The organism is Streptomyces sp. NBC_00370 (genome assembly GCF_036084755.1).
GTDB lineage: Bacteria > Actinomycetota > Actinomycetes > Streptomycetales > Streptomycetaceae > Streptomyces.
In genome coordinates this window covers 6,500,200-6,524,728 of record NZ_CP107968.1, presented here as the reverse complement: position 1 = coordinate 6,524,728, position 24,529 = coordinate 6,500,200, and the positions used below count along the sequence as shown (strand labels likewise).

Genomic DNA, 24,529 nt, shown 5'->3' with positions numbered 1-24,529 from the left:
CGTCGCCCTACCGTGAAAGGTCCCGCCATGGACGACCGTCACCGCACCACAGCCAGGATCCCCTGGGTCGTCGCCGTCACAGGGGCGAGCGGGACGCCCTACGCGGCGGCGGTCGTCCGGGGTCTGCTGGACGCGGATCAACCCGTCGACCTCGTGGTCAGCAAGGCCGCCCGGCTGACCATGCTAGACGAGACGGGGCTGACGTTCCGCGAGGCGCAGTGGGAGACGGACGTCAAGGCGTTCCTCGGCCGCGACCCCGGTGACATGAGGGTGTGGAAGGAGAACGACTTCACCGCGGGCCCGGCCAGCGGCAGTTACCGCACGCGCGGCATGGTGATCGTGCCGGCGACGACGGCGGTGGTCGCCGGGGTCGCCACGGGCATGAGCAAGGATCTCGTGCAGCGGGCGGCCGACGTCACGCTCAAGGAACGCAGACGGCTGGTGATCGTGCCGCGTGAGGCGCCGCTGCGCCGGGTCACCCTCCAGCAGATGGCCGACCTGTCGGGTGAGGGAGCCGTGATCCTGCCTGCCTCGCCCGGCTTCTACGCGGGCGGGCAGGACATCCAGCAGCTGATTGATTTCGTCGCGGGCAAGGTGCTCGACGTGATCGACGTGCCGCACACGCTGTACACGCGCTGGAGCGGCACGCTCGGTGCGGCACGCACGGAGGGAGACGACGATGCGTGAGATCACCCCCCAGCTGCGCGAACTGCTGCGCACGGGAACGCCGTTCGCCCTGGCCACCGTCGTCGGCGTACGCGGCAGCGCGCCGCGCGGTCCGGGCGCCGCGATGGCGGTTGCCGACGACGGGCGCGTCGTCGGCAGCGTCTCCGGCGGCTGTGTGGAGGGAGCGCTGTACGAAGCGGCGACGGAGGTGCTGGCGAGCGGCGAGGCGCGGACGGAGACGTACGGGATCAGCGACGGGGACGCGTTCGCCGTGGGCCTGACCTGTGGCGGCACGCTGGAGGTCCTGATCCGGCCGTACGGGACCGAGCCGCGCGGCGGGTCGGCCCCCACGCCCGGTCTGCTGGACCTGCTGGACGCCGTCGAGCGAGGAGAGCCGGTCGCCGTGGCCACCGTGACGGCGGGATCGGCCCCGCTGGGCGCTCAGCTCGTGATCAGAACAGAGACCGGAGCGGGGACAGGGACAGGGACAGGAATCGAGGGCGGGTCGGCCGACGGCTCGCTGGGCCATCCCTGGCTCGACCGCGCGGTGGCCGACGACGCCCGGGGACTGCTCGCGCAGGGCACTCCGGCCGTACGGCGGCATTACGGGGCGCGCGGCCAGCGCAGGATGGACGACGTGGCGGTCTTCATCCAGGCGTTCCGGCCGCCCGCGCGGATGCTGGTCTTCGGTGCGATCGACTACGCGGCCGCGACCGCCCGGATGGGCGCCTTCCTCGGCTATCGCGTGACGGTGTGCGACGCGCGTCCCGCGTTCGCGACGCCCGAGCGGTTCCCCGCCGCCGACGAGGTCGTCCGTGCCTGGCCGCACGACTATCTGGCGCGGACGGTGGTCGACGAGCGGACGGTGGTGTGTGTGCTCACGCACGACCCCAAGTTCGACATCCCGCTGCTGCTGGCCGCGTTGCGTACCCCGGCCGGCTATCTCGGGGTGATGGGCAGCCGGCGTACGCACGAGGACCGGCTGGCCCGGCTCCGCGAGGAGGGGGTGGGCGAGGCGGACCTGGCGCGGCTGGCCTCCCCCATCGGGCTGGACCTGGGCGCCCGTACCCCGGAGGAGACGGCGGTCTCCATCGCGGCCGAGATCATCGCCACCCGCTGGGGCGGCACGGGCCGCCGGCTCTCCGAGCTGTCGGGCGGGATACACCGGGACCTGACGGCGCCGAAGGTGGAAGCCTGACGGCCCGCCGCACCGAAGCGCGACGGGCCGTCAGGCCGCACAGGCTCAGTAAGGCCGGAGAGGGTCAGTCCGGCAGGACGGCCACGACGTCGATCTCCACGAGGATGTTCATCAGGTCGGAGCCCACCGTCGTACGGACCGGGTAGGGCTCGGCGAAGAACGTCCGGTAGGCCGCGTCGTACTCGGCGAAGTCCCGCCGCAGATGCTGCAGATGCACCGTCACCTTGACGACGTCGTCCAGGGTGAGGCCGCGCTCGGCCAGCACCGCCGAGACGTTCTTGAGCACCTGCCGGGTCTGGTCCCCGACCTGCTCGGGCACCTCTCCGGTCGCCGGGTCCTTGGGGCCGAACCCCGCCGTGTAGAGGAAGCCGCCCGCCACCACGCCCTGGCTGTAGGCCCCGGCCGGCTGGGGCGCCCGCTCCGTGTGTACCGCTTCCTTGCTCACCCGATCAGAACTCGTCCAGTCAGAAGTCATCCGGTCAGATCGCCTTCCCGCTCGTTGACCCCGGCGAAGTGGCGCAGCTTCTCCTCGTCCACGCTCACCCCCAGGCCGGGTCCTGTCGGCACCCGCAGACGGCCGTCCGCGAGGTGCAGCGGCTCGATGATGTCGTCCGCGTGCAGGTAGTACATGCTGTCGATCGCGCGGGAGAGCACGGGGGTGCTGGAGACGACCGCGAGATGCGCCGCCGTCGCGATGCCCAGCTCACCACCGCTGTGCAGGTTCATGCCGAGTCCGAACGTCTCGCAGTGCGCTGCGAGCGCCTTGGTGGCCGCGATGCCGCCCCACTTGTAGACGTCGCCGTGGATGACGTCGACCGCGTTGAGCCGCATCGCGGGGGCGAAGTCCTCGAACCGTACGACGCACATGTTGGTGCACAGCGGTATCCGGACCTTCGCCTTCACCTGGCTCATGCCCTCGATACCGACGCAGGGGTCCTCCAGATATTCGAGGTCCAGCTCTTCGAGGGCGATCCCGGCGCGCACCGAGTCGGGGACCGACCAGGCCGCGTTCGGGTCCACCCGCAGATTGACGGTGGGCAGGGCGGCGCGCAGCGCCCGCAGGATGGCCACGTCGCCCGCGACATCGGTGGTGCCCTTGAGCTTGACGGCGCTGAAGCCGCCTTCCTCGACCACGCGGGTCGCGTGCTCGGCGAGCTGTCCCGGCAGGGCGTCGGCGCTCGCGCCCGGCGCGTCGGCGCGGGTCACCAGAGCGGTGATGGGCACCTCGTCCCGTACCGGCCCGCCCAGCAGGTCGGTGAGGGACTGTCCTGTGGCCTTGCCCATGGCGTCCCAGCAGGCCACGTCGAGGGCGGCGATCGCCGCGTACCCGAGGTAGCCGTGGAAGAAGGGCACCATGTGCTGCTTGCGGTGGAAGCTCTCCAGGGCGAACGGGCTGGTGCCGATCAGATCGTCGGCCATCGCCCGGACGATCGCGGCGACCGGACGGCCCCACATCGTCTCGCCCCAGCCCTCGACCCCGTCGTCGGTGCGGATCCGCACCACGGTCCTGGTCTCCCCGGTCTTCGTCTCGAAAGAGCTGGTGAACGGGTTGATCAGGGGCAGGTTGACCACCCATACGTCGACGTCAGTGATCTTCATTCTTCTCCTCAGCTGGGATGGTGGCCGCGTCGAACGCACGGATCGCCCGGGCGAGTCCCCGGGCCCTGTCGTCCAGCAGCCGGCGCCCCGCGGTGGCGTCGGCGCCGGAGGCGTCGTCGGTCGATCCGCCGACCCGAGCCCATTCGCCGTGGCGCTCCACGGTCAGGCCCGGATACGGCGGGTTGTCGAAAAGCGGTGGTGGCTCGACCGGGGCCCTGGCCGCGACCGGGGTACGGACGAGTTCCGGGTGGGCGGCGAGCATCAGGGAGGTCTCGAACCAGCCCGCGTGGCCGGGCGTGACCTCGGGCCTCGCCCCGTCCGGCTCACCGTCGCCGGCCGTGACCGTCCAGTACGAGCAGGCGGCGACGGTCACGTCGGCCCGCAGCGCGAAGCGCTTCACGGCCAGCCGCATGATCTCGTCGTTGCCGCCGTGGCCGTTGACGACCATGATCCGCCGGTAGCCGCTGGTCACCAGCGAGTCCAGTACGTCGTCCAGGACGGCGCCGAGGGTGGCGGCCGACAGCGAGACGGCCGCGGCGAACAGGTGGTGCGGGCTGTGGCCGAACGGCAGGGCGGGCAGCCGCACCAGTTCCGACGCCGTCGGGTCGTCGGCGAGCAGCGCCGCAGCCCCGTCCAGCACGGCCTCCGCGAGGAGGGTGTCGGTGCCCATCGGCAGGTGGGCGGCGTGCTGCTCCTGCGATCCGATGGGCAGCAGCGCGATCCCGCGCTCGCCGGATCCGCGCACTTCGCGCCAGGTCAGCCCGGTCAGATCTCTCACAGCGCTACCCCCTGGAAACACTGTCGTGGCAGAGTCGGCGCATGGTCCATGAAGGTTCTCCGTTGCGGTTGGTGCCCGAGCCCGCGCCGGGTCCTGTCGCGCCCCGCCCGCCACGGACGCTCGGCGCTGTCGAACTGGTGCCCGGACGGGTGCGGGCCGCGGTGCTGACGATGTCCGGCACGGTGCTGCGCAGGGCCGAGGCGTCCTACGACGCCGGCACGGCCCTGCCCGCCGACATCGACTCGGCGCTCGCGCTGGCCGCCGAGGTCTTCGCCGGCTACGCCCCGGTCGGGGTCGGCGTGGCGGCGGCCGGGATCGTCGATCCGGCCGCGGGTCTGATCAACGAGGTCAACGACGTACCGGCACTGCACGGCTATCCGGTGACCGCCCGGCTCGCCGCGCTGACCGGCGCACCGGTGCGGGTCGAGCACCGGGCCAGACTCCAGGTGCTCGGCGACCGGTGGTTCGGCGCGGGGCGTGGCCGCCGTACGTTCGCCTCGGTGTCGACCGGCGAGGTGCTGGGCGTCGGCATCCTGTACGACGGCGAAGTGCTCGCCCCGGCGGGCGGGCGCAGCGGCGCGCACATGACCGTGTCGGCCAGCGGCGAGGCGTGCACCTGCGGCGGGCGCGGCTGCTGGAAGACGGTGGCCACCACCCGCTGGCTGCGTGACCGCGCCCGTACGGCCGGGCTCGGCGAGGGGGCCACGCTCGCCGCGCTGGTGGAGCGCGACGACGAGCCGGCCCGCCGGACGGTCGAGGAGTACGCGGAGAACGTCGCCCTGGGGCTGATCAACGTCCAGCAGCTCTTCGCTCCGGGCCTTTTCGTCCTGCACGGCGAGGCACGGGAGGGCGGCGAGCGGTTCCGCACCCTCATCGAGGAGCGGCTGCGCTCCGACGTCGCCTCGGTCGGCGCCGAGCTGCCGCAGGTGCTGGTGAGCGGCGCCGCGGTGGACGATGTGGCGCTGCTGGGCGGTGCGGGTCTGGTGCTGTCCCACCTCTAGGGAGGCCGTCGGCCGCGCCGCCGCCGGCCGGGTCACCTCTGGACGCCCCACGGCTACACCGCCTCCGTGTGCGGGCGGTCCCTGGTGCGGCGGGCACGGCGCGGGTCCGGTACGGGCACGGCGTCGAGCAGCTGCCGGGTGTACGGGTGCTGCGGAACGCCGAAGACGTCGGCGGCCGCACCGACCTCCACCAGTTTGCCGTGCCGCATGACGGCGACCCGGTCGGCCACCTGCCGCACGACGGCGAGGTTGTGCGAGACGAAGACGTAGGTGAGTCCGAGCCGCTGTTGCAGTTCCGCCAGCAGATCGAGGACCTGCGCCTGGACGGAGACGTCGAGGGCGCTGGTGGGTTCGTCGAGCACCACGAGCCGGGGTTCGAGGGCGAGCGCGCGGGCGATCGAGACGCGCTGGCGCTGGCCGCCGGAGAACTCGTGCGGGTAGCGGTCCTGGATCGCGGCGGGCAGCCCCACCGACTCCAGCAGCTCACCGACGCGTTCGCGGGTACGGGCCCTGCCGCGCCGGCCACGGGCCGCCGGGTCGTGGGTGATCAGCGGCTCGGCGACGATGTCCGTGATCCGCATGCGCGGGTTCATGCTGGAGTACGGGTCCTGCAGCACCACCTGCATCTGGCGGCGCACGGCGCGCAGTTGGGCCGGTGACAGGGCGGCGAGGTCCTGCCCGTCGAACCGTACGCTTCCGGCGGTCGGCTCAAGGAGCCGCAGCAGCAGCCGGGTCAGGGTGGTCTTGCCGCAGCCCGACTCGCCGACCAGGGCGAGGGTTTCTCCCTCGGTCACGGTCAGGGACACGTCGTCGACCGCCACATTGGCCGGCCTGCCGCCGAACTCCTTGCGCAGACCGTCCAGTTCGAGCAGCGTCATGCCGACTCCAATCGTGGGGTGGCGTCCAGCAACCGCCGTGTGTAGTCCTCGGCGGGGTGGTCGAAGACGTCCATGACGTCCCCGCTCTCCACGACGCGGCCCGCGTTCATGACGACGACCCGGTCGGCCGTCTCGGCCACCACTCCGAGGTCGTGGGTGATCAGTACGACGGCCATGCCGTGCCGTTCCTGGAGTGCCACGAGCAGATCGAGGATCTGCCGCTGCACGGTGACGTCGAGCGCGGTGGTCGGCTCGTCGGCGATGAGCACGCGCGGCCGGCCCACCAGCGCCGTCGCGATCATCACGCGCTGCCGGAGGCCGCCGGACAGCTCGTGCGGATACTGCCGGTAGCGGCGTTCCGGGTCGGGGATGCCGACCTCGTCGAGCGCGGCGACGGCGGCCTCCTTGGCCTCGGCGCGTGAGACGCCCCTGTGGTGCCTGAGCACCTCGGCCACCTGGGTGCCGACGCGCTGGAGCGGGTCGAGGCTGGTCATCGGGTCCTGGAAGATCATGGCGATGTCATGGCCCCGGATCGCGCAGAGTTCCTTCTCGCTCAGGGCGAGCAGGTCGCGTCCGGCGAAGCGGATCTCACCGCCCGCGTACACACACGGCGGGGCGGGGTTGAGCCGCAGCACGGACAGCGCGGTGGCGGTCTTGCCGCTGCCGGACTCCCCCACCACGGCCAGGGTCTCGCCCGCGCCGACCTGGAGGCTGACGCCCTGGACGGCGTGCACGGTGGAGGTGTCGAGCCTGAAGTCGACGCTGAGGTCGTCGATTTCGAGCACGGGCGCGGTTTCAGGCACAGGCGCGGTCTCACGTACCGGCGGAGTCTCACGTACCGGCCGGGTCTCATGTACGGGCGGGGTGCGGTCTGTTGTCATCGGCGGTACGCCTTCGGGTCCGCGACGTCGCGCAGGGCGTCGCCGGTGATGTTGACGGCGAGCGAGGTGATCATCAGGGCGACCCCGGGGAACACCGCGACCCACCAGGAGGTGCCGAGGTAGAGCTGGCCGTCGGCGAGCATCGAGCCCCAGGTGACGGTCTCCTTGGGCACACCGAGTCCCAGGTAGCTCAGGGACGCCTCGGCGACGATGGCGGCGGCGATGTGCAGGGTGCCGATGGTGGCGAGCGGGGCCATCACGTTGGGCAGCAGATGGCGACGCATGATGGCGCCGTCGGTGACCCCGATGGCGCGGGCCTCGGTGATGAAGTCACGCGAGCGCAGCGACATCACCTCGGAGCGCACGACACGGGCGTACGACACCCAGCCGGTGAAGCCGAGCACGAGGATCACGTACCAGAGCCCCGAGCCGAGGAAGCCGACGATCGCCAGGGCCAGCAGGATGGCGGGGAAGGCGAGTTGGACGTCGGCGAGCCGCATGAGCACCCGGTCGAGCCAGCCGCCGAAGTAGCCGGAGGCGAGTCCGACGACGGTGCCGATCACGCCGGCCAGCAGCGCGGCGCCCGCGCCGACGAGCAGCGAGATCCGGGTGCCGTAGATGACACGCGAGAGCATGTCGCGGCCGAGCTGGTCGGTGCCGAGGGGATGGGCGCCGCTGCCCCCGGACTGCCAGGCCGGCGGCTTCAGCCGGAGCAGCAGGTCCTGGGCGTTGGGGTCGTACGGGGCGATCAGCGGTGCGAAGAGCGCGAAGATCAGCATGATCGCGAGTACCGCGAGCGCGACGACGGCGAGCTTGTTGCGCAGCAGGGTACGCAGGGCGGCGGCGCGTGGGCCGCGCTCCGCTGCCGTCGCCGCCGGTGCGGCGGCTGCCGGTGTGGTGACGGTCATCGGGACGTCCTCACCCTCGGGTCGAGGAAGCTGTAGGAGAGGTCGACGAGCAGGTTCACCACGACGAAGGTGGCGGCGAAGAACAGCACGGTGGCCTGGACGAGCGGGAAGTCGCGGTGCGAGATGGCCTCGATCGTCAGCTGTCCGACACCCGGCCAGGAGAAGACCTGTTCGGTGAGGATCGCGCCGCCCAGCAGGCTGCCGACCTCAAGTCCGATCACGGTCACCACCGGCAGCGAAGCGTTGCGCAGGCCGTGTGTGAGCACGACCTTGACCGGTCCGAAGCCCTTGGCGCGCGCGGTGCGGATGTGGTCCGAGGACAGGACGTCGATCAGTGACGAGCGCAGCAGCCGCGCGACGACGGCGACGGAGTACACGGCGAGGGTCACCGCGGGCAGCACCAGATTGGCGAACGTGCCGTACCCGGAGGCGGGCAGGGCGTGCAGGCCGACGGCGAAGACCAGGATCAGCAGGATGCCGACCCAGAACGGCGGGGTCGACTGGCCGAGCAGCACCCCGGTCATCACACCGCGGTCGGAGGCCCTGCCGCGCCGCATCGCCGCGAAGATCCCGGCGGGGATGGCGATGACCAGCGTCACCACCAGTGCGGCTGCGGCCAGTTGGAGGGTGGCGGGCAGCCGGTCGGCGAGCACCGTGCGCACCGGTTCGTTGTAGAAGAGGGAGTTGCCGAAGTCGAGGCGGGGCAGTCCCCACAGGAAGTCGACGTACTGGGAGAACAGCGACCGGTCGAGGCCCAACGAGCCGCGCAGTACGGCTTCCTGATGGGCCGTCGCATCGGGTGGCAGCAGCAGTTTGACGGGGTCGCCGGAGAGCCGGACCAGGAAGAAGGAGACGGTCGCCGTACAGAGCAGGACGAGCAGCGCGGTGCCGAGCCTGAGCAGGACGGTGCGCAGCAGCCGCATCCCCGCCCGGTCGCGGGTACGTTCCTGTGGCTCGCCGGCCGTCTGCGGCCGTTGCTGGAGGGAGAGTTCGGTCATCGGGAGACCTCCGCGCCCGCCATGGCGAGTACGCCCGCGGGACCCGGCTTCCAGCGGGGCCGCTGGTTGCGGGCGTAGATGTTGTCGAGCTGGTAGAGGAAGACGAAGGGCGCTTCCTGCCGCATCAGCCGTTGCAGGTCGGAGAAGGCCTTGGTGCGCTCGGCGGGGTCGACGGAGAGTTCCTCGATGTCGACGAGCCGGTCCGCCTCCTTGGAGTGCCAGCGGCTCTGCCTGCGGTCGCTGCGTACGTTCGACTGGATCATGCTCTCGCCGTCCAGCGTCCAGATGGTGCTGGCCGCGAGGTACATCGGGCCGAGCGCCGCGTGGTTGGCCGAGGTGAGCCTGCTGGAGTAGGTGCCGGGGTCGAGCAGGTCGACCTTGGCGTCCACCCCTGCCTTGGCGAGGAGCCCGGACAGGGCCTCCGCGACGTTGGAGTCGATGTTGGAGGCGGTGAGCGTGGTGCTGAAGCCGTGCGGATAGCCGGCTTCGGCGAGCAGCGCGCGTGCCGTCTTCACCGAGCGGGTGAACGGCTTGACCGACGGGTCGAAGCCGAAGGCGCCGTGCGGGATCATCGCGGGCACTTCACGCGCCTTGCCGCCGAGCACCGCTTTGATCAACAGCGGTACGTCGATGGCGTGGTTGAGCGCCTGGCGCACCCGCCGGTCGCTGAGCGGCCCCTTGTCCAGGGTGTTCAGGGACAGGTAGGAGGTGCGGATCCCGGTGTAGCCGTCCAGGGTGACCCCGGTGTAGCCGTCGAGCTGCTGCGCAGCGTCGGGGGTGAGTCCGGCGACGAGGTCGACGCCGCCGCTCTGGAGGGCGGCGAGTGAGGACGAGGCGTTGGGCGCGGGGCTGAAGACCAGTTCGTCCACGTGCGGGCGGCCCGCCCAGTGTTTCGGGTAGGCCCGCATGCGCAGTTCGTGGTCGCGCTGCCAGCTGACGAAGGTGAACGGGCCCGTGCCGACGGGGTGGGCGGCGAAGCCCTGGTCGCCGACGTCGGCCAGATAGCGCGGCGGTACGGCGACCCCGCCGAACAGGGAGAGCTTGTCGGGCAGGATCGGGTCGTGCAGCGTGGTGTGCACATCGACGGTCAGCGGGTCGACGACGGCGACGTCCTTCACGTAACGCAGCTCGACGATCGGCGACTTGGTCTTGGGGTCGAGCAGCCGCTCGATGGAGAACTTGACCGCGGCCGCGTCACACACCTCGCCGTTGTGGAACGTCACGCCGGGGCGCAGGGTGAAGCGCCAGGTGCGTTCGTCGCGCGCGGTCCAGGACAGCGCGAGCCGTGGGTGCAGTTTGTTGTCGGCGCCCCGGGTGGTGAGGGTGTCGAACATGTTGATCAGGGCGTTCATCGAGACCATGTCGCCCTGTTTCTGCGGGTCCATGGTCACGGGGTCCCCGGGCTGCGACACCCGCAGGACGTTGCCCGCGCTGCTCGCGGGGTTGGCGCCGCACCCCGTCAGGAGCGCGGGCGCGGCCACGGCCGGCACGACCAGGCCGCCGAGGCGCAGGACGTCGCGGCGGCGTGGGCCGCTGCGGTCCACGGCCCGCCCTTGACGTATTCGTTCCATTGAACAACACATCCGTTCCGGCAGATGGAATGCGGTTGGGTTAAGCTAAGCGACATGTCGAAAGCGGTCAACACCCGTGCCAGCGAGCCAGAGCCCGCGAAGGGCCCCGTCGACAAGGCGATGGAGGTGCTCGAAGCACTCGTACAGGCCGGTGGGCCACACCGGTTGGGCGATATCGCACGCCGCACAGGACTCACCAAACCGACTGTCCACCGTCATCTGAGAACGCTCGCCGAGTACGGCTTCGCGCAGCCGGCCGAGGGCGGCAGCTACCGCGCGGGTCCCCGGCTGCTCGGGCTCGCCGCAGCGGCGCTGGACGACAGCAGGGATCTCGCGCTCGCCCGGCCCGTCCTGGCCGATCTGCGCCGGCGCACCGGACTGCTCGCGCGGTACGCCGTGCGCAGCGGCGACGAAGCCGTCCTGCTCGCCGGGTCGGAGCCGGCCAGGGAGTACCGGATGAGCGGGCGCCCCGGCGGCCGGACCCCGCTGCACAGCAGCGGCGTGGGCCTCGCGATGCTCTCGGCCCTGCCGCCGCAGGAGACGGCGGCCCTGCTCGACACCGGGCGGCTGGCCGCGCGTACCCCGCGCACCCCCACCGAACCCGCCGCGCTGCGCGCGCTGCTGCGGGAGGCGGCCCGGGTCGGTTACGCCGTGGACGACGAGTACGACGAGCCGGACGTACGGTCGGTAGCGGCCCCCGTCCTCGACGCCGAGGGACAGGTGGTGGGCGCGATCGGCGTCTGCGGCCTCACCTTCACCCTCGACGAGCGGAACGTGGAGCTGTTCGGTCCGATGGTGCGCGCCGCGGCCCGTACGGTCTCGGCCGGCCTGGGCAGCGCGCCCCGGACGCCGTTCCTCGTCGCGGACACGGCAGCGGACACCGCAGGGGATACGGCAGCGGACGCGGCGGTCGACGGGAAGGCCGGTGAGTTCGCGTGAGCGCCCTCGGCGACATCCTGGCGGCGGGCCGCACCCGACGGGCGTACTCGGGCGCCGCGTGGTCCGTCGGCACGGCGGCGGGGCCGCTGGACCGCGGCTGGACCGGCACCCGCGCCTGGGACGGTCCCGCGCTCACCGGGGACGAGTTGTGGGACCTCGCCTCGGTGACCAAACCCGTCGTCGGGCTCGCCGTGATGGCGCTGGTCGAGCGCGGCGCGCTGGATCTCGCCGGCACGGCGGGCCAGTATCTGCCGGCGTACCGGGGCGGCGACAAGGCCGGCCTCACCGTCCACCAACTGCTCACCCACACCTCGGGACTGCCGGGCCAGGTCCGGCTCTACCGCGAACACCCCACCCGCGAGGCGCTGTTGGAGGCGCTGCGGCTGCTGCCGCCGCGCTCGGCCCCCGGCGTCCGGGTGGAGTACTCCTCGCAGGGCTTCATCCTGCTCGGACTGATCGCGGAGAGCGCGGCCGGCGAGCCGCTGGACACACTGGTGGACCGGCTGGTGTGCGTACCGCTCGGGATGAAGGACACCGGTTTCAACCCCGACGCGGCAGGCCGTGCGCGGGCCGTCGCCACGGAGGACTGCCCGTGGCGCGGGCAGGTGGTGGCGGGTGAGGTGCATGACGAGAACGCGGTGGTACTGGGCGGAGTCGCCGGGCACGCCGGTCTGTTCGCACCGCTCGCCGATGTGGAGCGGCTCGGGCAGTCACTCGCCGGCGGGGCGAAGGAGCTGCTGCGCCCGGAGACCTTCGCGCTGATGACGGCCGCCCACACGGACACTCTCGCTCTGCGGCGCGGACTCGCCTGGCAGGGCCAGGACCTGGTCGGCTCGCCCGTCGGCCCTTCGCTCGGCCCCGACTCGTTCGGCCACACCGGTTTCACCGGGACGAGCGTCTGGGTGGATCCGGCGACCGGCCGCTACGCGGTTCTGCTGACGAACCGGGTGCACCCCTCGCGGGACGGCGAAGGCATCGTGGCCGTACGGCACGCGTTCCACACCGCGGCGGCCACCCTGACCTGACGAAGCATCAATGATGCGTCATGGCCGGGGTGTTGGCCGCCGCCGACAGTGCCCGGTCCATGCGCTCAAGGCGGTCGAGGTTGCGGCCGCGCAGCCACAGCATCCAGCTGTCGAAGACGATCGCGAACACCAGCAGCGCCATGGCCGGCGTCCACGCCCCGAGCAGCACGCCGAGCACCGGCGGGGCGAACATCAGCACCAGCAGCGGCCCGAACAGCCAGGAGTAGCGGCCCATCCGGCGCCGCCGGTGGATCACCAGCCGGTGCATCGCGGCCCGTTCGGCCGGGTCGGCGGGGACCAGGCCGTGCTGCAGGCCGTGTTCCACCGACAGGTGCTCGCCGGCCGAGACACCGCCCATGGCCGACCGGTCGCCGCGGCGCCGCAGTGCGTCGATCCCCGCGCCGAGCGCGGTCCAGAAGACGCTCTGCACCAGCCACCACACGAGGGACTGGTCCGGCCGGATCAGCCGGATGACGGCAGCGACCAGCAGGAAGCAGCCGCCGAGCTGCCCCGGCAGGCTGCGCAGCAGCACATCCGCCGTCGTCTTGATGGCCGTCCTGGCTCTGATCGCCCTCATATCGGCGAACTCCCCTCGAAATCCTGGCTCTTGTCCCTTGCGGGTACCCCGGGGAGGCAGGGGTACCCAGCGGGTCCCAGGTCGTGTTCCTAGCCGGGCTCGGCGATGAACTCCCGCAGGACGGTGGCGAGCAGTTCCGGCTGGTCCTCGCTGATGAGGGTGCGGCTGTCCGCGATCTCCACCAGCCGGCCGCGCGGCAGTACGTCGGCCAGTCTGCGGCCGTGTTCGCGCGGCATCATCAGATCCTCCGCGGCCCACACCACCAGCGCCGGTTTGTCGAACGTCCGCATTCCGTCGACCGCTTCGAGCAGTTCCGTCCTGCGCACACCGAGGGTGTAGCGGCGGAAGTCCTCCCTGATCGCCTTGTCGGTACGCAGCGGACGCAGCCAGCCGTCGACGATCTCGTCGGGTACCGGCCGCTTCGTCAGCGCGCCGAGACCGACGGGGAGCCGGCGCAGCGCCCTGACGCCGAGCGTGCGGACCAGCAGGGAGATACCGCCGGGCAGCCTGGCCGCGACGCCGATCAGCTTGCCGGGCAGCCCGGGCGGGTAGTTGTCGAACGCCTCGCAGGAGATCAGGACGAGTCTGCCGAGCCGTTCGGGGTGGTGTCCCGCCACGGTCTGGGCACGTCCGCAGTCGCTCTCCACGAGGGTGACGTCGCGCAGGTCGAGCCGGTCGAGGAATTCGACGACGAGTTCGTTGACGGCGTCCGGGTCGAGGGGCACGTCCGGGCTCATCGGCCTGCGGTGCGCGCCGTACGGCAGCGTCGGTGCGACACAGCGGTGGTCGGCCCGCAGATCGGCGATGACGTGGCGCCACACCGTGGCGTCGTGGACCAGACCGTGCAGCAGGACGACGACGGGGCCTTCGCCCCCGGTGTCCTCGTAGGCGATCGGTCCTGCGGTGAGTTCGATGTCGGGCATCACAGCTCCCTCCGGATCGGCGTCAGGGAAGGACGGGTGTCAGGGAAGGACGGCGTCAGGGAAGGACGGCGATGCCGTCCAGTTCGACCTGTGCCTGTTCGTCCCAGAGCCGGACGACCCCGATCACCGCCATGGCCGGGTAGTCGCGGCCCGCCAGCCGCTGCCAGACCCGGCCGAGGTCGGCGGCGTGCGCGCGGTAGTCGGCCACGTCGGTCGCGTAGACCGTCACCCTGGCGAGATCGGCGGGTGCGCCGCCGGCCGCGGCGAGCGCGTCGAGCAGATTGGTCAGCGCCGTCTCGAACTGGTCGGTGACGGTCTCCCCGACCACCTTCCCCGCCGTGTCGAGCGCGGTCTGTCCTGCCAGGAACACCAGGGTGCCGCCGGTCGCGGTGACGGCGTGCGAGAAGCCGGACGCCGGGGACAGCTCCTCGGGGTTGATGCGCTCCAGGCTCATGCGTACAGCTCCTTGGCGATGATGGTGCGCTGGACCTCGGTGGCACCCTCATAGATACGCGGTGCCCGCACCTCACGGTAGAGGTGTTCCAACAGATGACCCTGTTGCAGCGCGCGTGCACCGTGCAGCTGTACGGCCGAGTCGACGACGTACTGGGCCGTCTCGGTGGCGAACAGCTTCGCCATGGCCGAGCGCGCCGGGACGTCGGGGGCGCCCTCGTCGTACGCCGCGGCAGCCGCGTACACCAGCAGCCGGGCCGCCTCGGTGCGGGTCGCCATCTCCGCGACCTGGTGCGACACGGCCTGGAGGTCCTTGAGCGGCCCGCCGAACGCGGTGCGCCCCGCGGTGTGCGCGAGGGTCGCGTCGATGGCGGCCGTCGCCATCCCGACGGCGAAGGCGCCGACGCTGGGGCGGAAGAGGTTCAGGGTGTTCATCGCGACCCGGAAGCCGTGGCCGGTCTCGCCGAGCACATCGCCCCGGGTGACGGGTACGGCGTCGAAGGCCAGGGCGCCGATGGGATGCGGCGAGAGCATCGCGAGGGGCGTGCCGGTCAGCCCAGGACGGTCGGCGGGTACGAGGAAGGCGGTGATCCCCCGCGCGCCGGATCCACCACCGGATCCACTGCCTGATCCACCGCCGGAGCCACGCTGTGCCCCGTCGCCCGTGTCACCGGTACGGGCGAACACCGTGTAGAAGTCCGCGTCGGGCGCGTTGGAGATCCAGCGCTTCTCCCCCGTCAGCAGCCAGCCGTCCCCGTCCGCCTCGGCCCGCAGGGCGAGCGCCGCCGCGTCGGAGCCCGCGCCCGGCTCGCTCAGCGCGAAGGCGGCGACGGCGCGGCCCGCGCGCACCTCGGGCAGCCAGCGGGCGCGCTGCCGGTCGGTGCCCGCCTGCACGATCGGGTACGTACCGAGCCCTTGCAGGGCGAGCGCGGTCTCGGCCTCGGTGCAGCCGTAGGCGAGCGACTCGCGCAGCAGACACAGGTCGAGCGCCCCAGCGCCGAACAGCCGGTCCAGCAGGCCGAGTTCGCCGAGCGCCGCGATCAGGGCCCGGTCGACACGGCCCGGCTCGCCCTTCTCGGCGAGCGGACGCAGCCGGTCGGCGGCCAGGACACGCAGCTCCGCGCACCACGCGGTCTGTACCGGATCAAGGGAGAATACGGACATCCGGACTCCACTTCACACAGGTCTATCGCGGGCCGTTGACTGTCGTCATCTTCACGATACGCTCGATGGGCGACCCCATCGCGAGACACAGAGGGGGCGAACCATGGAGCTGACACCCTCGGCGCACCTCGACACCTTCGCACGCGACCATCTCCCGCCGGCCGGACAATGGCCGGTGTTGCTGTCCGCCCCCGCCGAACTGCCCGAGCTGCGCTACCCGGACCGGCTCAACTGCGCCGCGGAGCTGCTGGACCGTACGGCCGAGCGGTTCGGCGCCGGGCGCACCGCGTTCCGGGACGGTGCGGGCGGCGTCTGGACGTACGGCCAGTTGCGCGCCCAGGTCGACGGGATCGCCCACGTCCTCACCTCGGAGCTGGGTGTGGTGCCCGGCAACCGGGTACTGCTGCGCGGCCCCACGACGCCCTGGCTCGCCGCGTGCTGGCTGGCGGTGCTGAAGGCGGGCGGGGTCGCGGTGACCGTTCTGGCCCAGCAGCGGCCCGGGGAGCTGGCCACGATCTGCGAGATCGCCCAGGTCAGCCATGCGCTGTGCGATGTGCGGTCGGTGGACGGTCTGACGAAGGCGCAGGTGCCGGGACTGCGTGTCGTCACGTACGGAGGGCAGGCGCCGGACGATCTGCTGCACCGCGCCGCCGCGATGCCGGAGCGGTACGAGGCAGTGGCGACGGCGGCGGACGACGTGGCGCTGATCGCCTTCACGTCGGGCACGACGGGCCGGCCCAAGGGGTGCATGCACTTCCACCGGGACGTACTGATCGTCGCCGACACGTTCTCGCGCCATGTGCTGCGGCCGAGCGCGGACGACCTGTTCGCGGGCAGCCCGCCGCTCGGTTTCACCTTCGGCCTCGGTGGTCTGGTGATCTTCCCGCTGCGCGCGGGTGCGTCCGCGCTGCTGCTCGAACAGGCCCACCCCAAGCAGCTGTTGGCGGCGGTGGCACGCGAGCGGGTGTCGGTGCTGTTCACGGCGCCGACCGCGTACCGGGTGATGCTCGACGAACTCGGCTCCGCCTCCTACGACATCAGCTCACTGCGGCGTTGTGTCTCGGCGGGCGAGAATCTGCCCGCGGCGACCTGGCAGGCGTGGCGGGAGCTGACCGGATTGGACATCATCAACGGCATCGGCGCCACGGAACTGCTGCACATCTTCGTCTCTGCGGCCGACGAGGCGATCCGTCCCGGCACGACGGGCGTGCCGGTGCCAGGCTGGCAGGCGCGTGTCGTGGACACCGACGGTGTACCGGTGCCGGACGGCGAGCCGGGGCTGTTGGCCGTGCGCGGCCCACTGGGCTGCCGGTATCTCGCCGACGCCCGGCAGCTGGAGTACGTGCGGGACGGCTGGAACCTGACCGGCGACACCTATGTGCGGGAGGCCGACGGGTATCTCCGCTATGTCGCGCGCGCCGACGACATGATCATCTCGGCCGGGTACAACGTCCCCGGGCCGCAGGTCGAGGAGGCACTGCTGGCCCATCCCGATGTCATGGAGGCGGCGGTGGTCGGCCGCCCCGACGAGCTGCGGGGCCGGGTCGTCGCCGCCTACGTCGTCCTGCGGGAGGGCGTGGAGCGCGGCGACGCGGCGGCCTCGGCGCTGCGGGAGTTCGTCGCCGAGCGGCTCGTCCCGTACAAGTGCCCGCGTGAGATCACCTTCCTGGACACACTCCCCCGCACCCCGACGGGCAAGCTCCAGCGCTTCCGGCTGCGGGACCACGTGCCGGGACAGGCCCTAAAGTGATCACGTGGCCGAGCACACCCCCCGATCCCTGATCGTCACCCTGTACGGCGCGTACGGCCGGACCCCGGACGACGCGCCGCTGGCCGTGGCCGAGCTGATCCGGCTGCTCGGCGCGCTCGGTGTCGACGCGCCTTCGGTGCGTTCCTCGGTGTCCCGGCTCAAGCGCCGTGGGCTGCTGGTGCCGGGCCGTACGGCGCAGGGCGCCGCCGGGTACGCGCTGTCGGGCGAGGCGCGTGAGCTGCTGGACGACGGGGACCGCCGTATCTACCTACGGCCCGCGCCAACGCTCGGCGACGGCTGGGTACTTGCCGTGTTCTCGGTCCCGGAGGCCGAGCGCAACAAGCGCCATCTGCTGCGCTCCCGGCTGGGCGGGCTGGGCTTCGGCACGGCCGCGCCCGGTGTGTGGATCGCGCCCGGCAGGTTCTACGAGGAGACCCGGCACACCCTGCGGCGGCTGGGGCTCGACCCGTACGTCGATCTCTTCACCGGCAGCCATCGCGGCTTCGCGCCGACGGCCGAAGCGGTGACCCGCTGGTGGGACCTGCCGGCGGTCGCCGGGCAGCACGAGGAGTTCCTGGCCCGGCACGAACCGGTGCTGCGGGCCTGGGAGAAGCGCGATTCGGTGCCGCCCGAGGACGCCTACCGCGACTATCTGCGGGCGCTGGACTCCTGGCGGCATCTCCCGTACACGGACCCGGGCCTGCCGGCCGAACTGCTGCCGGACGACTGGCCGGGCGCCCGTTCCGCCGATGTGTTCTTCGCGCTGCACGGCCGCCTGCGGGAGGCCGGGCTGGCCTTCGTACAGCTCAAGGACGGCCTCAGCGAAGGGTGAGCCGGGGCTTCGGCCCGTCGGTGCGGCCTGTCGGGGGCGGCCGGCTGCCTGCCAGGTACGGCAGTGGCCAGGGCGCCCCCGGGCCCGCGTACCCCTGGTCGGCGGCGGCGTGCAGGGTCCAGTGCGGGTCGTGGAGGTGCGGCCTGGCGAGGGCGCAGAGGTCGGCGCGGCCCGCCAGCAGCAGGGAGTTGACGTCGTCCCAGGACGAGATCGCGCCGACGGCGACGACCGGCACCGCCAGGGTGTTGCGGATCAGGTCGGCGTACGGCGTCTGGTACGAGCGGCCGAACTCGGGGCGTTCACCGGCGACGACCTGGCCCGTGGAGACGTCGATCGCGTCGGCGCCGTGTGTCGTGAAGGCGCGGGCGATCTCGACGGCGTCCTCGGGTGTGGTGCCGCCGGGTGCCCAGTCGGTGGCGGAGATCCGGACGGTCATGGGCCGGTCGGCCGGCCAGTCGGCCCGTACCGCGTCGAAGACTTCGAGCGGAAAGCGCAGCCGGTTCGCGAGCGGACCGCCGTAGGCGTCGGTGCGGTGGTTGGTCAGTGGGGAGAGGAAGCCGGAGAGCAGATAGCCGTGGGCGCAGTGGAGTTCGAGCAGATCGAACCCGGCCCGGCCGGCGCGTCGGGCCGCTGCGGTGAACTGCTCGCGGATCGAGACGAGTTGGCTGTGGTCGAGTTCGTGCGGTGTCTGGCTGACCCCGGGCAGATACGGCAGCGGTGAGGCGGCCGACACCGGCCAGTTGCCCGTGGGGAGCGGTTCGTCCATGCCGTCCCACATCAGCCGCGTCGAGCCTTTGCGTCCCGAGTGGCCGAGCTGGACGCCGATGGCCGTGCCGGGCGACTGGGTGTGCACGAAGTCGGTGATCCGGCGCCAGGCGTCGCCCTGTTGGTCGGTGTAGAGGCCGGTGCAGCCGGGGGTGATTCTGCCCTCGGGGCTGACGCACACCATCTCGGTCATGACGAGTCCCGCGCCGCCGAGGGCGCGCCCGCCGAGATGGACGAGGTGGAAGTCGGCGGGGACCCCGTCGACGGCCGAGTACATGTCCATGGCCGAGACCACCACCCGGTTGCGCAGGGTCAGTTCACCCAGTTGGAAGGGGGTGAACATCGGTGGGGTGCCGGGCGGGCAGCCGAACTCGTCCTCGACGGCCCGGGTGAACCGCTCGTCGCGCAGCCGCAGGTTGTCGTGAGTGACCCGGCGGCTGCGAGTGAGCAGGCCGAAGGCGAACTGCCGTGGCGGCTGGTCGGTGTAGGTGGCCAGTTCCTCGAACCAGCGCAGGCTCGCCGCCGCCGCGCGCTGGGTCGATTCCACGACGGGGCGGCGTTCGCTCTCGTACGCGGCGAGCGCGGCCGGCAGGTCCGGCTGCTCCTCGACGCAGGCGGCGAGCGCGAGAGCGTCCTCGACGGCGAGTTTCGTGCCGGAGCCGATGGAGAAGTGCGCGGTGTGGGCCGCGTCCCCGATCAGCACCGTGTTGCCCTTGCTCCAGCGCTTGTTGACGACGGTACGGAACGCCGTCCAGGCCGACGCGTTGGAGCGCAGCGGCCGTCCGCCGAGCGCGTCGGCGAAGATTTTCGCGCACCGCTCGACGGACTGCGTCTCGTCGAACCGGTCGAACCCGGCGGCCCGCCAGACCTCTTCGCGCATCTCGACGATGACGGTGCTGGCCGCCTTCGTGTAGGGGTAGCCGTGGAGCTGCATCACGCCGTGTTCGGTCTCGGCGATCTCGAAGCGGAACGCGTCGAAGGCGAAGTCGGCGGCGAGCCAGATGTACCGGCAGCCGTGGGTGGTGACGCTGGGCTCGAAGACGTCGGCGTACGCGGCGCGGATGCGGCTGCCCGCCCCGTCGGCGGCGATGACCAGGTCGTATTCATCGGCGAGTCGACCGGCCGGCGGTGCCTCCGTACGGAAGTGGAGTGTGACGCCGAGACCGGCGCAGCGCTCGCGCATGATTTCCAGCAGTCTGCGCCTGCCGAGCGCGGCGAAGCCGTGTCCGCCGGAGGTGAGGGTGCGGCCCCGGTGGACGATGTCGATGTCGTCCCAGCGGACGAACTCCCGCTGGAGCGCGGTGTGCACGGCGGGGTCGGCGTGCTCGATGCCGCCCAGGGTCTCGTCGGAGAGGACCACACCGAAGCCGAAGGTGTCCTCGGGGGCGCCGCGCTCCCAGACGGTGATCTCGCGGGCCGGGTCGAGCCGTTTGAGCAGGGCGGCGGCGTACAGTCCGCCGGGTCCGCCCCCGACGACCGCGACGCGCAACGGCCGGGCCACGCTCAGGGCCTCTCGTTCGGATCGTGCCGGGCTCGCGGGTGCCGGTGCCGCGCCTCGCGGCGTTGTCGTCGGCCGGCGACGCTCCGCGTCGCCTCCCTCCTCCACGTTGCGATCCACGACACCAGCACCCGCTCCCTGATCCGGCCTGATCCGAACGAAAGACCCTAACGTCCCTGCCACTTCGGGGGCCGCTTCTCGGTGAACGCGGCGTGGAACTCCGCGTAGTCGGCGCCGTTCATGAGCAACGCCTGGGTGGCCGCGTCCAGTTCGACGGCGGCGGCGAGCGGCATGTCGAGTTCGGCGGTGAGCAGCGCCTTGGTCTGCGCGTGGGCCAGGGCCGGGCCTTCGGCGAGCCGGCGGGCCAGCTCGGCCGCGCGTGCGTCGGCGCCGCCCTCCTCGGTCAGCTCGCTGATGAGTCCGATCCGCTCGGCCTCGGGTGCGCGGACAGGATCGCCCAGCATCAGCAGCCGGGTGGCGTGGCCGAGCCCGACGACGCGGGGCAGCAGGTAGGCGGCGCCCATGTCACCGCCGGAGAGCCCGACCCGGGTGAAGAGGAAGGCGAAGCGCGCGGTGGGGTCGGCGACGCGGAAGTCGGCGGCGAGCGCGAGGACAGCCCCCGCGCCGGCCGCGACCCCGTGCACGGCGGCGATCACCGGGAACGGGCACTCCCGGACCGCCCGTACGACCTGCCCGGTCATCCGGTTGAAGTCGAGGAGCTGCGCGGTGTCCATGGCGAGCGTCGCGCCGATGATGTCGTCGACGTCGCCGCCGGAACAGAAGCCGCGCCCCTCACCGGCCAGCACGAGCGCGCGCACGGAGCGCTCCCTGGACAGCTCGGCGAGCAGATCGCGGAGATCGGCGTAGGCGCCGAAGGTGAGCGCGTTGAGTTTTTCCGGGCGGGCGAGAGTGACGGTGGCGACGCCGTCGTCACGCGTCAGCCGGAGATGGCGCCACTCCTCGGTACGGGGTGCGGAACCGGAAAAGGGGCTCATGGAGTGCGGCCTCCTTCAGCGCGTGCTGCGGTTCCCGCACGGTATCACTTGTGTGTGACCGTCGTCACGGGGACGCGATATTCTGACGGACATCGCCCGTGTCCCCCGGGTCCGGCAAAGGTCCCGCCCGAGATGTGGCACAGGTCCCATTCCGGACGGGCTGTCGCCCCTTGTCACCCGGGTTGCGCTCCGTAAGGTTGAAGTTAATACTTCGTGTCCCTTCGAACGGATCTCCCCCTTTGTCCCAGGCCTCCAGCTCCTCCGCATGGCGTATCGCGCTCCCGCACAGCGCGTCCGCCGTGCCGATGGCGCGTGCGCTGATCCGGACAGCGCTCGCCGAGCTGCGGGAGACGGTCACCGACTGCGACACGGCGGAGCTGCTCACCGCCGAGCTGGTGGCCAACGCGGTGGAGCACACGACGGGGACCACACCGATCGAGCTGGTGGTGCGGCTGCTGCCGACCGGCTGCCAGGTCGAGGTGCACGACTGCGACCCGAGGCCGCCCGGCGACCTCACGCACGGCCACTCCACCCCGCCGGACCCGTGGCAGGAGTACGGCCGGGGGCTGCTGCTGATCCGGACGCTCAGTTCGGACTGCGGTCACCGGTCGACGGAGCAGGGCAAGGCGGTCTGGTTCACCCTCCCCGCCCGCCCGGCCGCCGACCGCGCTGGCGCGTAACAGCCGCGTACATGACCGACCGTCGCACCGCCGGCCGCATGACTATTCGGCGGCGCCGGCCAGGGTGGCGACCAGGACCGCCTTGATGGTGTGCAGCCGGTTCTCCGCCTCGTCGAAGACCACCGAGTACGCCGACTCGAAGACCTCGTCCGTGACCTCCAGCTCCGTGAGGCCGTGGCGCCGGTGGATCTCCCGGCCGACCTCGGTACCCAGGTCGTGGAAGGCCGGCAGGCAGTGCAGAAACTTGACCTCGGGGTTCTCCGTCGCCCGCAGCACGTCCATGGTTACCGCGTAAGGACCGAGCGCCTTGATGCGCGCGTCCCAGACCTCCTGGGCCTCCCCCATCGACACCCACACGTCGGTGAGCACGAAGTCCGCCCCCGCGACACCCTCCTCGATGTTCTCGGTGAGCGTGAGCCGGGCCCCGCTGACCTCGGCGGCCTTCCTGGCGAGGGTGAGGACGTCGTCGTGCGGCCAGTAGTCGCGGGGCGCGACGATCCGTACGTCCATGCCCAGCAGCGCGCCCGTGACCAGGTAGGAGTTGCCCATGTTGAAGCGGGCGTCGCCCAGATAGGCGAAGGCGATCCGGTCCACCGGCTTGTCGGTGTGCTCGGTCATCGTCAGCACGTCGGCGAGCATCTGGGTGGGGTGCCAGTCGTCCGTGAGCCCGTTGAACACCGGCACGCCCGCGTGGGCGGCCAGCTCCTCGACCGTCGCCTGGGCGTCGCCGCGGAACTCGATGCCGTCGTACATCCGGCCGAGCACCCGCGCGGTGTCCTTCGCCGACTCCTTCTTCCCGATGTGCGACCCGGCCGGGTCGATGTACGTCGTCGAAGCCCCCTGGTCGGCCGCCGCGACCTCGAAGGCGCAGCGCGTGCGGGTCGACGCCTTCTCGAAGATCAGGGCGATGTTCTTGCCGCGCAGCCGCTGGACCTCGGTGCCCGCCTTCTTGGCGGCCTTCAGCTCGGCCGCCAGCTCGACCAGACCGCGGAACTCCTCGGCCGTGAAGTCCAGCTCCTTGAGGAAGTGGCGGCCTGCGAGGTCTATCGCCATGATGACTGCTCCTGGGGCACAGATAGAGGACGGCTCATACCGGGAAACTGAAACTATATACGACGGGTCGCATTGCTATTCAGTGATGTGACGCGACCGGTGTCACCCGGCGTCGCGCTCGACGGGACAGCTCATACAGCGCGGACCGCCCCGGCCCCGGCCCAGCTCACTGCCCCGGATCTCGATGACCTCGATGCCCTGCTTGCGCAGATGGATGTTGGTGGTGACATTGCGCTCGTACGCCACCACGACGCCCGGTTCGACGGCGAGGACGTTGCAGCCGTCGTCCCACTGCTCGCGCGCCGCCGAGTGCACGTCCTGCGTCGCGGTCAGCACCCGGATCTCCGGCAGCCCGAGCGCCGCGGCGATCGCCCGGTGCATGTGCTCCGGCGGATGGTCGGTCACCTTGAGTTCGTTGCCGCCGCTGCCCGGCTCGATCGTGTACGAGCGGAGCATGCCGAGCCCCGCGTACTGGGTGAACGTGTCGTGGTCGACCATCGTCATGACCGTGTCGAGGTGCATGAACGCGCGCCGCTTCGGCATGTCGAGCGCCACGATCGTGGTCGCCGAACCGGCCTCGAAGAGACCGCGCGCCAGCATCTCCACGGCCTGCGGGGTGGTGCGCTCGCTCATCCCGATCAGCACGGCGCCCTTGCCGATGACCAGGACGTCACCGCCCTCGATCGTGGACGGATAGTCGTCCTGCCCCTCCGACCAGTGGTGGAAGGGACCCGCGAGATCGCCGGTGAACAGCGGATGGTGCTTGTAGATCGCCTCGAAGTGCACCGTCTCGCGCTGCCGCGCCGGCCAGCGCATCGCGTTGATCGACACCCCGTCGTAGATCCAGGCGGAGGTGTCCCGGGTGAAGAGGTGGTTCGGCAGCGGGTCGAGCAGCAGGTCGTCCAGCTCCATCACATGGAAGCGGACGGACGTCGGCTCGGCGTGCCGCGCCAGGAACTCGCGCTTGGTCATCCCGCCGACCAGCGCCTCGGTCAGCTCCTCCGTGGGCAGCTCGTCGAAGACCGCCCTGAGATGGTCCGTGGCGAGCGGGCCGTACTCCTTCTCGTCGAAGACCCGGTCCAGCACGAGACGCCGCGCCGCCGGCAGCTCCAGGGACTCCCGCAGCAGATCGCCGAAGAGATGCACCTCGACACCGCGCCCGCGCAGCACGTCGGCGAAGCCGTCATGCTCCTCCTGGGCCCGCCGCACCCACAGCACGTCGTCGAAGAGCAGCGCGTCCTTGTTGCCCGGAGTGAGCCGTTTCAGCTCCAGGCCGGGGCGGTGCAGTATGACGCGGCGCAGCCGCCCGGCCTCGGAGTCGACATGGAATCCCATGCCTCCATCCTCACCGCACGGCGCGCCGTTCACCCGTCAAACGGACCACGACGATCCGTCGC

24 protein-coding genes are annotated in these 24,529 nt (G+C 71.6%); 8 read left to right on the top strand and 16 right to left on the bottom strand.

The genetic code is table 11. From position 1 onward, the window contains the following. Positions 1-27: 27 nt before the first annotated feature. Entirely contained in the window at positions 28-687 is a 660-nt protein-coding gene (locus OHS57_RS29165; RefSeq protein ID WP_328583802.1) for a UbiX family flavin prenyltransferase, read from the top strand. After that, a complete protein-coding gene (locus OHS57_RS29160) occupies positions 680-1,864 on the top strand; it encodes an XdhC/CoxI family protein (protein WP_328583801.1) in 1,185 nt (394 codons plus the stop codon). The genes OHS57_RS29165 and OHS57_RS29160 overlap by 8 nt, the downstream gene beginning before the upstream one ends. A 64-nt stretch (positions 1,865-1,928) precedes the next feature. Here the strand turns inward: OHS57_RS29160 and OHS57_RS29155 are convergent, their stop codons facing one another. From OHS57_RS29155 to OHS57_RS29145, 3 genes are read right to left on the bottom strand one after another with little or no spacing between them, the layout of a single operon-like run. After that, a complete protein-coding gene (locus OHS57_RS29155) occupies positions 1,929-2,339 on the bottom strand; it encodes a Rid family hydrolase (protein WP_107070039.1) in 411 nt (136 codons plus the stop codon). Beyond that, positions 2,336-3,463 (bottom strand): mandelate racemase/muconate lactonizing enzyme family protein, encoded by a 1,128-nt coding sequence (locus OHS57_RS29150; protein WP_041983159.1) that lies wholly within the window; start codon positions 3,461-3,463, stop codon positions 2,336-2,338. Before OHS57_RS29150 ends, OHS57_RS29155 begins: the two co-directional genes overlap by 4 nt. Then, positions 3,450-4,241, bottom strand: coding sequence for a creatininase family protein (locus OHS57_RS29145; RefSeq protein WP_078863353.1), 792 nt, complete (start codon positions 4,239-4,241; stop codon positions 3,450-3,452). Before OHS57_RS29145 ends, OHS57_RS29150 begins: the two co-directional genes overlap by 14 nt. A gap of 41 nt (positions 4,242-4,282) precedes the next feature. On the opposite strand from OHS57_RS29145, the gene OHS57_RS29140 reads away from it, so the two are divergent. After that, a complete protein-coding gene (locus OHS57_RS29140) occupies positions 4,283-5,242 on the top strand; it encodes an ROK family protein (RefSeq protein ID WP_078863354.1) in 960 nt (319 codons plus the stop codon). Positions 5,243-5,295: 53 nt separating this feature from the next. Here OHS57_RS29140 and OHS57_RS29135 read toward each other — a convergent pair whose 3' ends face one another. From OHS57_RS29135 to OHS57_RS29115, 5 genes are all read right to left on the bottom strand, one after another. Then, entirely contained in the window at positions 5,296-6,120 is an 825-nt protein-coding gene (locus tag OHS57_RS29135; protein WP_328583800.1) for an ATP-binding cassette domain-containing protein, read from the bottom strand. Beyond that, complete coding sequence (locus tag OHS57_RS29130; protein WP_328583799.1) at positions 6,117-6,923, bottom strand: ABC transporter ATP-binding protein; 807 nt, start codon at positions 6,921-6,923, stop codon at positions 6,117-6,119. The genes OHS57_RS29135 and OHS57_RS29130 overlap by 4 nt, the downstream gene beginning before the upstream one ends. 74 nt (positions 6,924-6,997) lie before the next feature. Beyond that, the gene (locus OHS57_RS29125) at positions 6,998-7,909 is read right to left on the bottom strand and encodes an ABC transporter permease (protein ID WP_328583798.1); all 912 of its coding nucleotides are present in this window, start codon (positions 7,907-7,909) and stop codon (positions 6,998-7,000) included. Next, on the bottom strand, positions 7,906-8,832 hold the full coding sequence (locus OHS57_RS29120) for an ABC transporter permease (protein WP_078863865.1): 927 nt from the start codon (positions 8,830-8,832) through the stop codon (positions 7,906-7,908). The genes OHS57_RS29125 and OHS57_RS29120 overlap by 4 nt, the downstream gene beginning before the upstream one ends. A gap of 71 nt (positions 8,833-8,903) precedes the next feature. Further along, complete coding sequence (locus tag OHS57_RS29115; RefSeq protein ID WP_041983167.1) at positions 8,904-10,478, bottom strand: ABC transporter substrate-binding protein; 1,575 nt, start codon at positions 10,476-10,478, stop codon at positions 8,904-8,906. 54 nt (positions 10,479-10,532) lie between these two features. Here OHS57_RS29115 and OHS57_RS29110 point away from each other — a divergent pair, with 54 nt between their 5' ends. Together OHS57_RS29110 and OHS57_RS29105 are read left to right on the top strand one after the other, a co-directional pair. After that, positions 10,533-11,417 (top strand): IclR family transcriptional regulator, encoded by an 885-nt coding sequence (locus OHS57_RS29110; RefSeq protein WP_328583797.1) that lies wholly within the window; start codon positions 10,533-10,535, stop codon positions 11,415-11,417. Further along, positions 11,414-12,442: a serine hydrolase domain-containing protein gene (locus OHS57_RS29105; RefSeq protein ID WP_328583796.1), complete on the top strand. Its 1,029-nt coding sequence runs from the start codon at positions 11,414-11,416 to the stop codon at positions 12,440-12,442. The genes OHS57_RS29110 and OHS57_RS29105 overlap by 4 nt, the downstream gene beginning before the upstream one ends. Before the next feature lie 7 nt (positions 12,443-12,449). On the opposite strand, the gene OHS57_RS29100 is transcribed toward OHS57_RS29105, so the two are convergent. From OHS57_RS29100 to OHS57_RS29085, 4 genes are all read right to left on the bottom strand, one after another. Further along, positions 12,450-13,019, bottom strand: coding sequence for a hypothetical protein (locus OHS57_RS29100; RefSeq protein WP_328583795.1), 570 nt, complete (start codon positions 13,017-13,019; stop codon positions 12,450-12,452). Positions 13,020-13,108: 89 nt separating this feature from the next. Beyond that, complete coding sequence (locus OHS57_RS29095; protein WP_328583794.1) at positions 13,109-13,942, bottom strand: alpha/beta fold hydrolase; 834 nt, start codon at positions 13,940-13,942, stop codon at positions 13,109-13,111. 55 nt (positions 13,943-13,997) lie between these two features. Beyond that, positions 13,998-14,396, bottom strand: a complete 399-nt coding sequence (locus tag OHS57_RS29090; protein WP_041983178.1) for a RidA family protein — start codon at positions 14,394-14,396, stop codon at positions 13,998-14,000. Then, entirely contained in the window at positions 14,393-15,559 is a 1,167-nt protein-coding gene (locus OHS57_RS29085; protein ID WP_328583793.1) for an acyl-CoA dehydrogenase family protein, read from the bottom strand. Before OHS57_RS29085 ends, OHS57_RS29090 begins: the two co-directional genes overlap by 4 nt. Before the next feature lie 103 nt (positions 15,560-15,662). On the opposite strand from OHS57_RS29085, the gene OHS57_RS29080 reads away from it, so the two are divergent. Together OHS57_RS29080 and OHS57_RS29075 are read left to right on the top strand one after the other, a co-directional pair. After that, positions 15,663-17,309, top strand: coding sequence for an AMP-binding protein (locus OHS57_RS29080; RefSeq protein ID WP_041983185.1), 1,647 nt, complete (start codon positions 15,663-15,665; stop codon positions 17,307-17,309). Between the two features lie 4 nt (positions 17,310-17,313). Beyond that, entirely contained in the window at positions 17,314-18,141 is an 828-nt protein-coding gene (locus OHS57_RS29075) for a PaaX family transcriptional regulator (protein WP_328583792.1), read from the top strand. Here OHS57_RS29075 and OHS57_RS29070 read toward each other — a convergent pair. Together OHS57_RS29070 and OHS57_RS29065 are read right to left on the bottom strand one after the other, a co-directional pair. Then, positions 18,128-20,413, bottom strand: coding sequence for a bifunctional salicylyl-CoA 5-hydroxylase/oxidoreductase (locus OHS57_RS29070; protein ID WP_443043104.1), 2,286 nt, complete (start codon positions 20,411-20,413; stop codon positions 18,128-18,130). The two genes, OHS57_RS29075 and OHS57_RS29070, sit on opposite strands and share 14 nt — an antisense overlap. 158 nt (positions 20,414-20,571) lie before the next feature. Beyond that, positions 20,572-21,399 (bottom strand): enoyl-CoA hydratase family protein, encoded by an 828-nt coding sequence (locus OHS57_RS29065; protein WP_041983191.1) that lies wholly within the window; start codon positions 21,397-21,399, stop codon positions 20,572-20,574. 239 nt (positions 21,400-21,638) lie between these two features. Here OHS57_RS29065 and OHS57_RS29060 point away from each other — a divergent pair, with 239 nt between their 5' ends. Beyond that, the gene (locus OHS57_RS29060) at positions 21,639-22,079 is read left to right on the top strand and encodes an ATP-binding protein (protein WP_041983194.1); all 441 of its coding nucleotides are present in this window, start codon (positions 21,639-21,641) and stop codon (positions 22,077-22,079) included. Positions 22,080-22,121: 42 nt separating this feature from the next. On the opposite strand, the gene argF is transcribed toward OHS57_RS29060, so the two are convergent. Further along, positions 22,122-23,132, bottom strand: a complete 1,011-nt coding sequence (argF, locus tag OHS57_RS29055) for an ornithine carbamoyltransferase (RefSeq protein ID WP_328583790.1) — start codon at positions 23,130-23,132, stop codon at positions 22,122-22,124. Positions 23,133-23,234: 102 nt separating this feature from the next. Next, on the bottom strand, positions 23,235-24,467 hold the full coding sequence (locus tag OHS57_RS29050; protein WP_041983199.1) for an arginine deiminase: 1,233 nt from the start codon (positions 24,465-24,467) through the stop codon (positions 23,235-23,237). Positions 24,468-24,529: the final 62 nt, after the last annotated feature.

Coding starts and splice junctions, on each gene's coding strand:
- OHS57_RS29165 (WP_328583802.1), top strand. CDS start 28: ATGGACGACCGTCACCGCACCACAGCCAGGATCCCCTGGGTCGTCGCC.
- OHS57_RS29160 (WP_328583801.1), top strand. CDS start 680: ATGCGTGAGATCACCCCCCAGCTGCGCGAACTGCTGCGCACGGGAACG.
- OHS57_RS29155 (WP_107070039.1), bottom strand. CDS start 2,339: ATGACTTCTGACTGGACGAGTTCTGATCGGGTGAGCAAGGAAGCGGTA.
- OHS57_RS29150 (WP_041983159.1), bottom strand. CDS start 3,463: ATGAAGATCACTGACGTCGACGTATGGGTGGTCAACCTGCCCCTGATC.
- OHS57_RS29140 (WP_078863354.1), top strand. CDS start 4,283: ATGGTCCATGAAGGTTCTCCGTTGCGGTTGGTGCCCGAGCCCGCGCCG.
- OHS57_RS29135 (WP_328583800.1), bottom strand. CDS start 6,120: ATGACGCTGCTCGAACTGGACGGTCTGCGCAAGGAGTTCGGCGGCAGG.
- OHS57_RS29125 (WP_328583798.1), bottom strand. CDS start 7,909: ATGACCGTCACCACACCGGCAGCCGCCGCACCGGCGGCGACGGCAGCG.
- OHS57_RS29120 (WP_078863865.1), bottom strand. CDS start 8,832: ATGCGGCTGCTGCGCACCGTCCTGCTCAGGCTCGGCACCGCGCTGCTC.
- OHS57_RS29115 (WP_041983167.1), bottom strand. CDS start 10,478: ATGGAACGAATACGTCAAGGGCGGGCCGTGGACCGCAGCGGCCCACGC.
- OHS57_RS29110 (WP_328583797.1), top strand. CDS start 10,533: ATGTCGAAAGCGGTCAACACCCGTGCCAGCGAGCCAGAGCCCGCGAAG.
- OHS57_RS29100 (WP_328583795.1), bottom strand. CDS start 13,019: ATGAGGGCGATCAGAGCCAGGACGGCCATCAAGACGACGGCGGATGTG.
- OHS57_RS29095 (WP_328583794.1), bottom strand. CDS start 13,942: ATGCCCGACATCGAACTCACCGCAGGACCGATCGCCTACGAGGACACC.
- OHS57_RS29090 (WP_041983178.1), bottom strand. CDS start 14,396: ATGAGCCTGGAGCGCATCAACCCCGAGGAGCTGTCCCCGGCGTCCGGC.
- OHS57_RS29085 (WP_328583793.1), bottom strand. CDS start 15,559: ATGTCCGTATTCTCCCTTGATCCGGTACAGACCGCGTGGTGCGCGGAG.
- OHS57_RS29080 (WP_041983185.1), top strand. CDS start 15,663: ATGGAGCTGACACCCTCGGCGCACCTCGACACCTTCGCACGCGACCAT.
- OHS57_RS29065 (WP_041983191.1), bottom strand. CDS start 21,399: ATGAGCCCCTTTTCCGGTTCCGCACCCCGTACCGAGGAGTGGCGCCAT.
- argF (WP_328583790.1), bottom strand. CDS start 23,132: ATGGCGATAGACCTCGCAGGCCGCCACTTCCTCAAGGAGCTGGACTTC.
- OHS57_RS29050 (WP_041983199.1), bottom strand. CDS start 24,467: ATGGGATTCCATGTCGACTCCGAGGCCGGGCGGCTGCGCCGCGTCATA.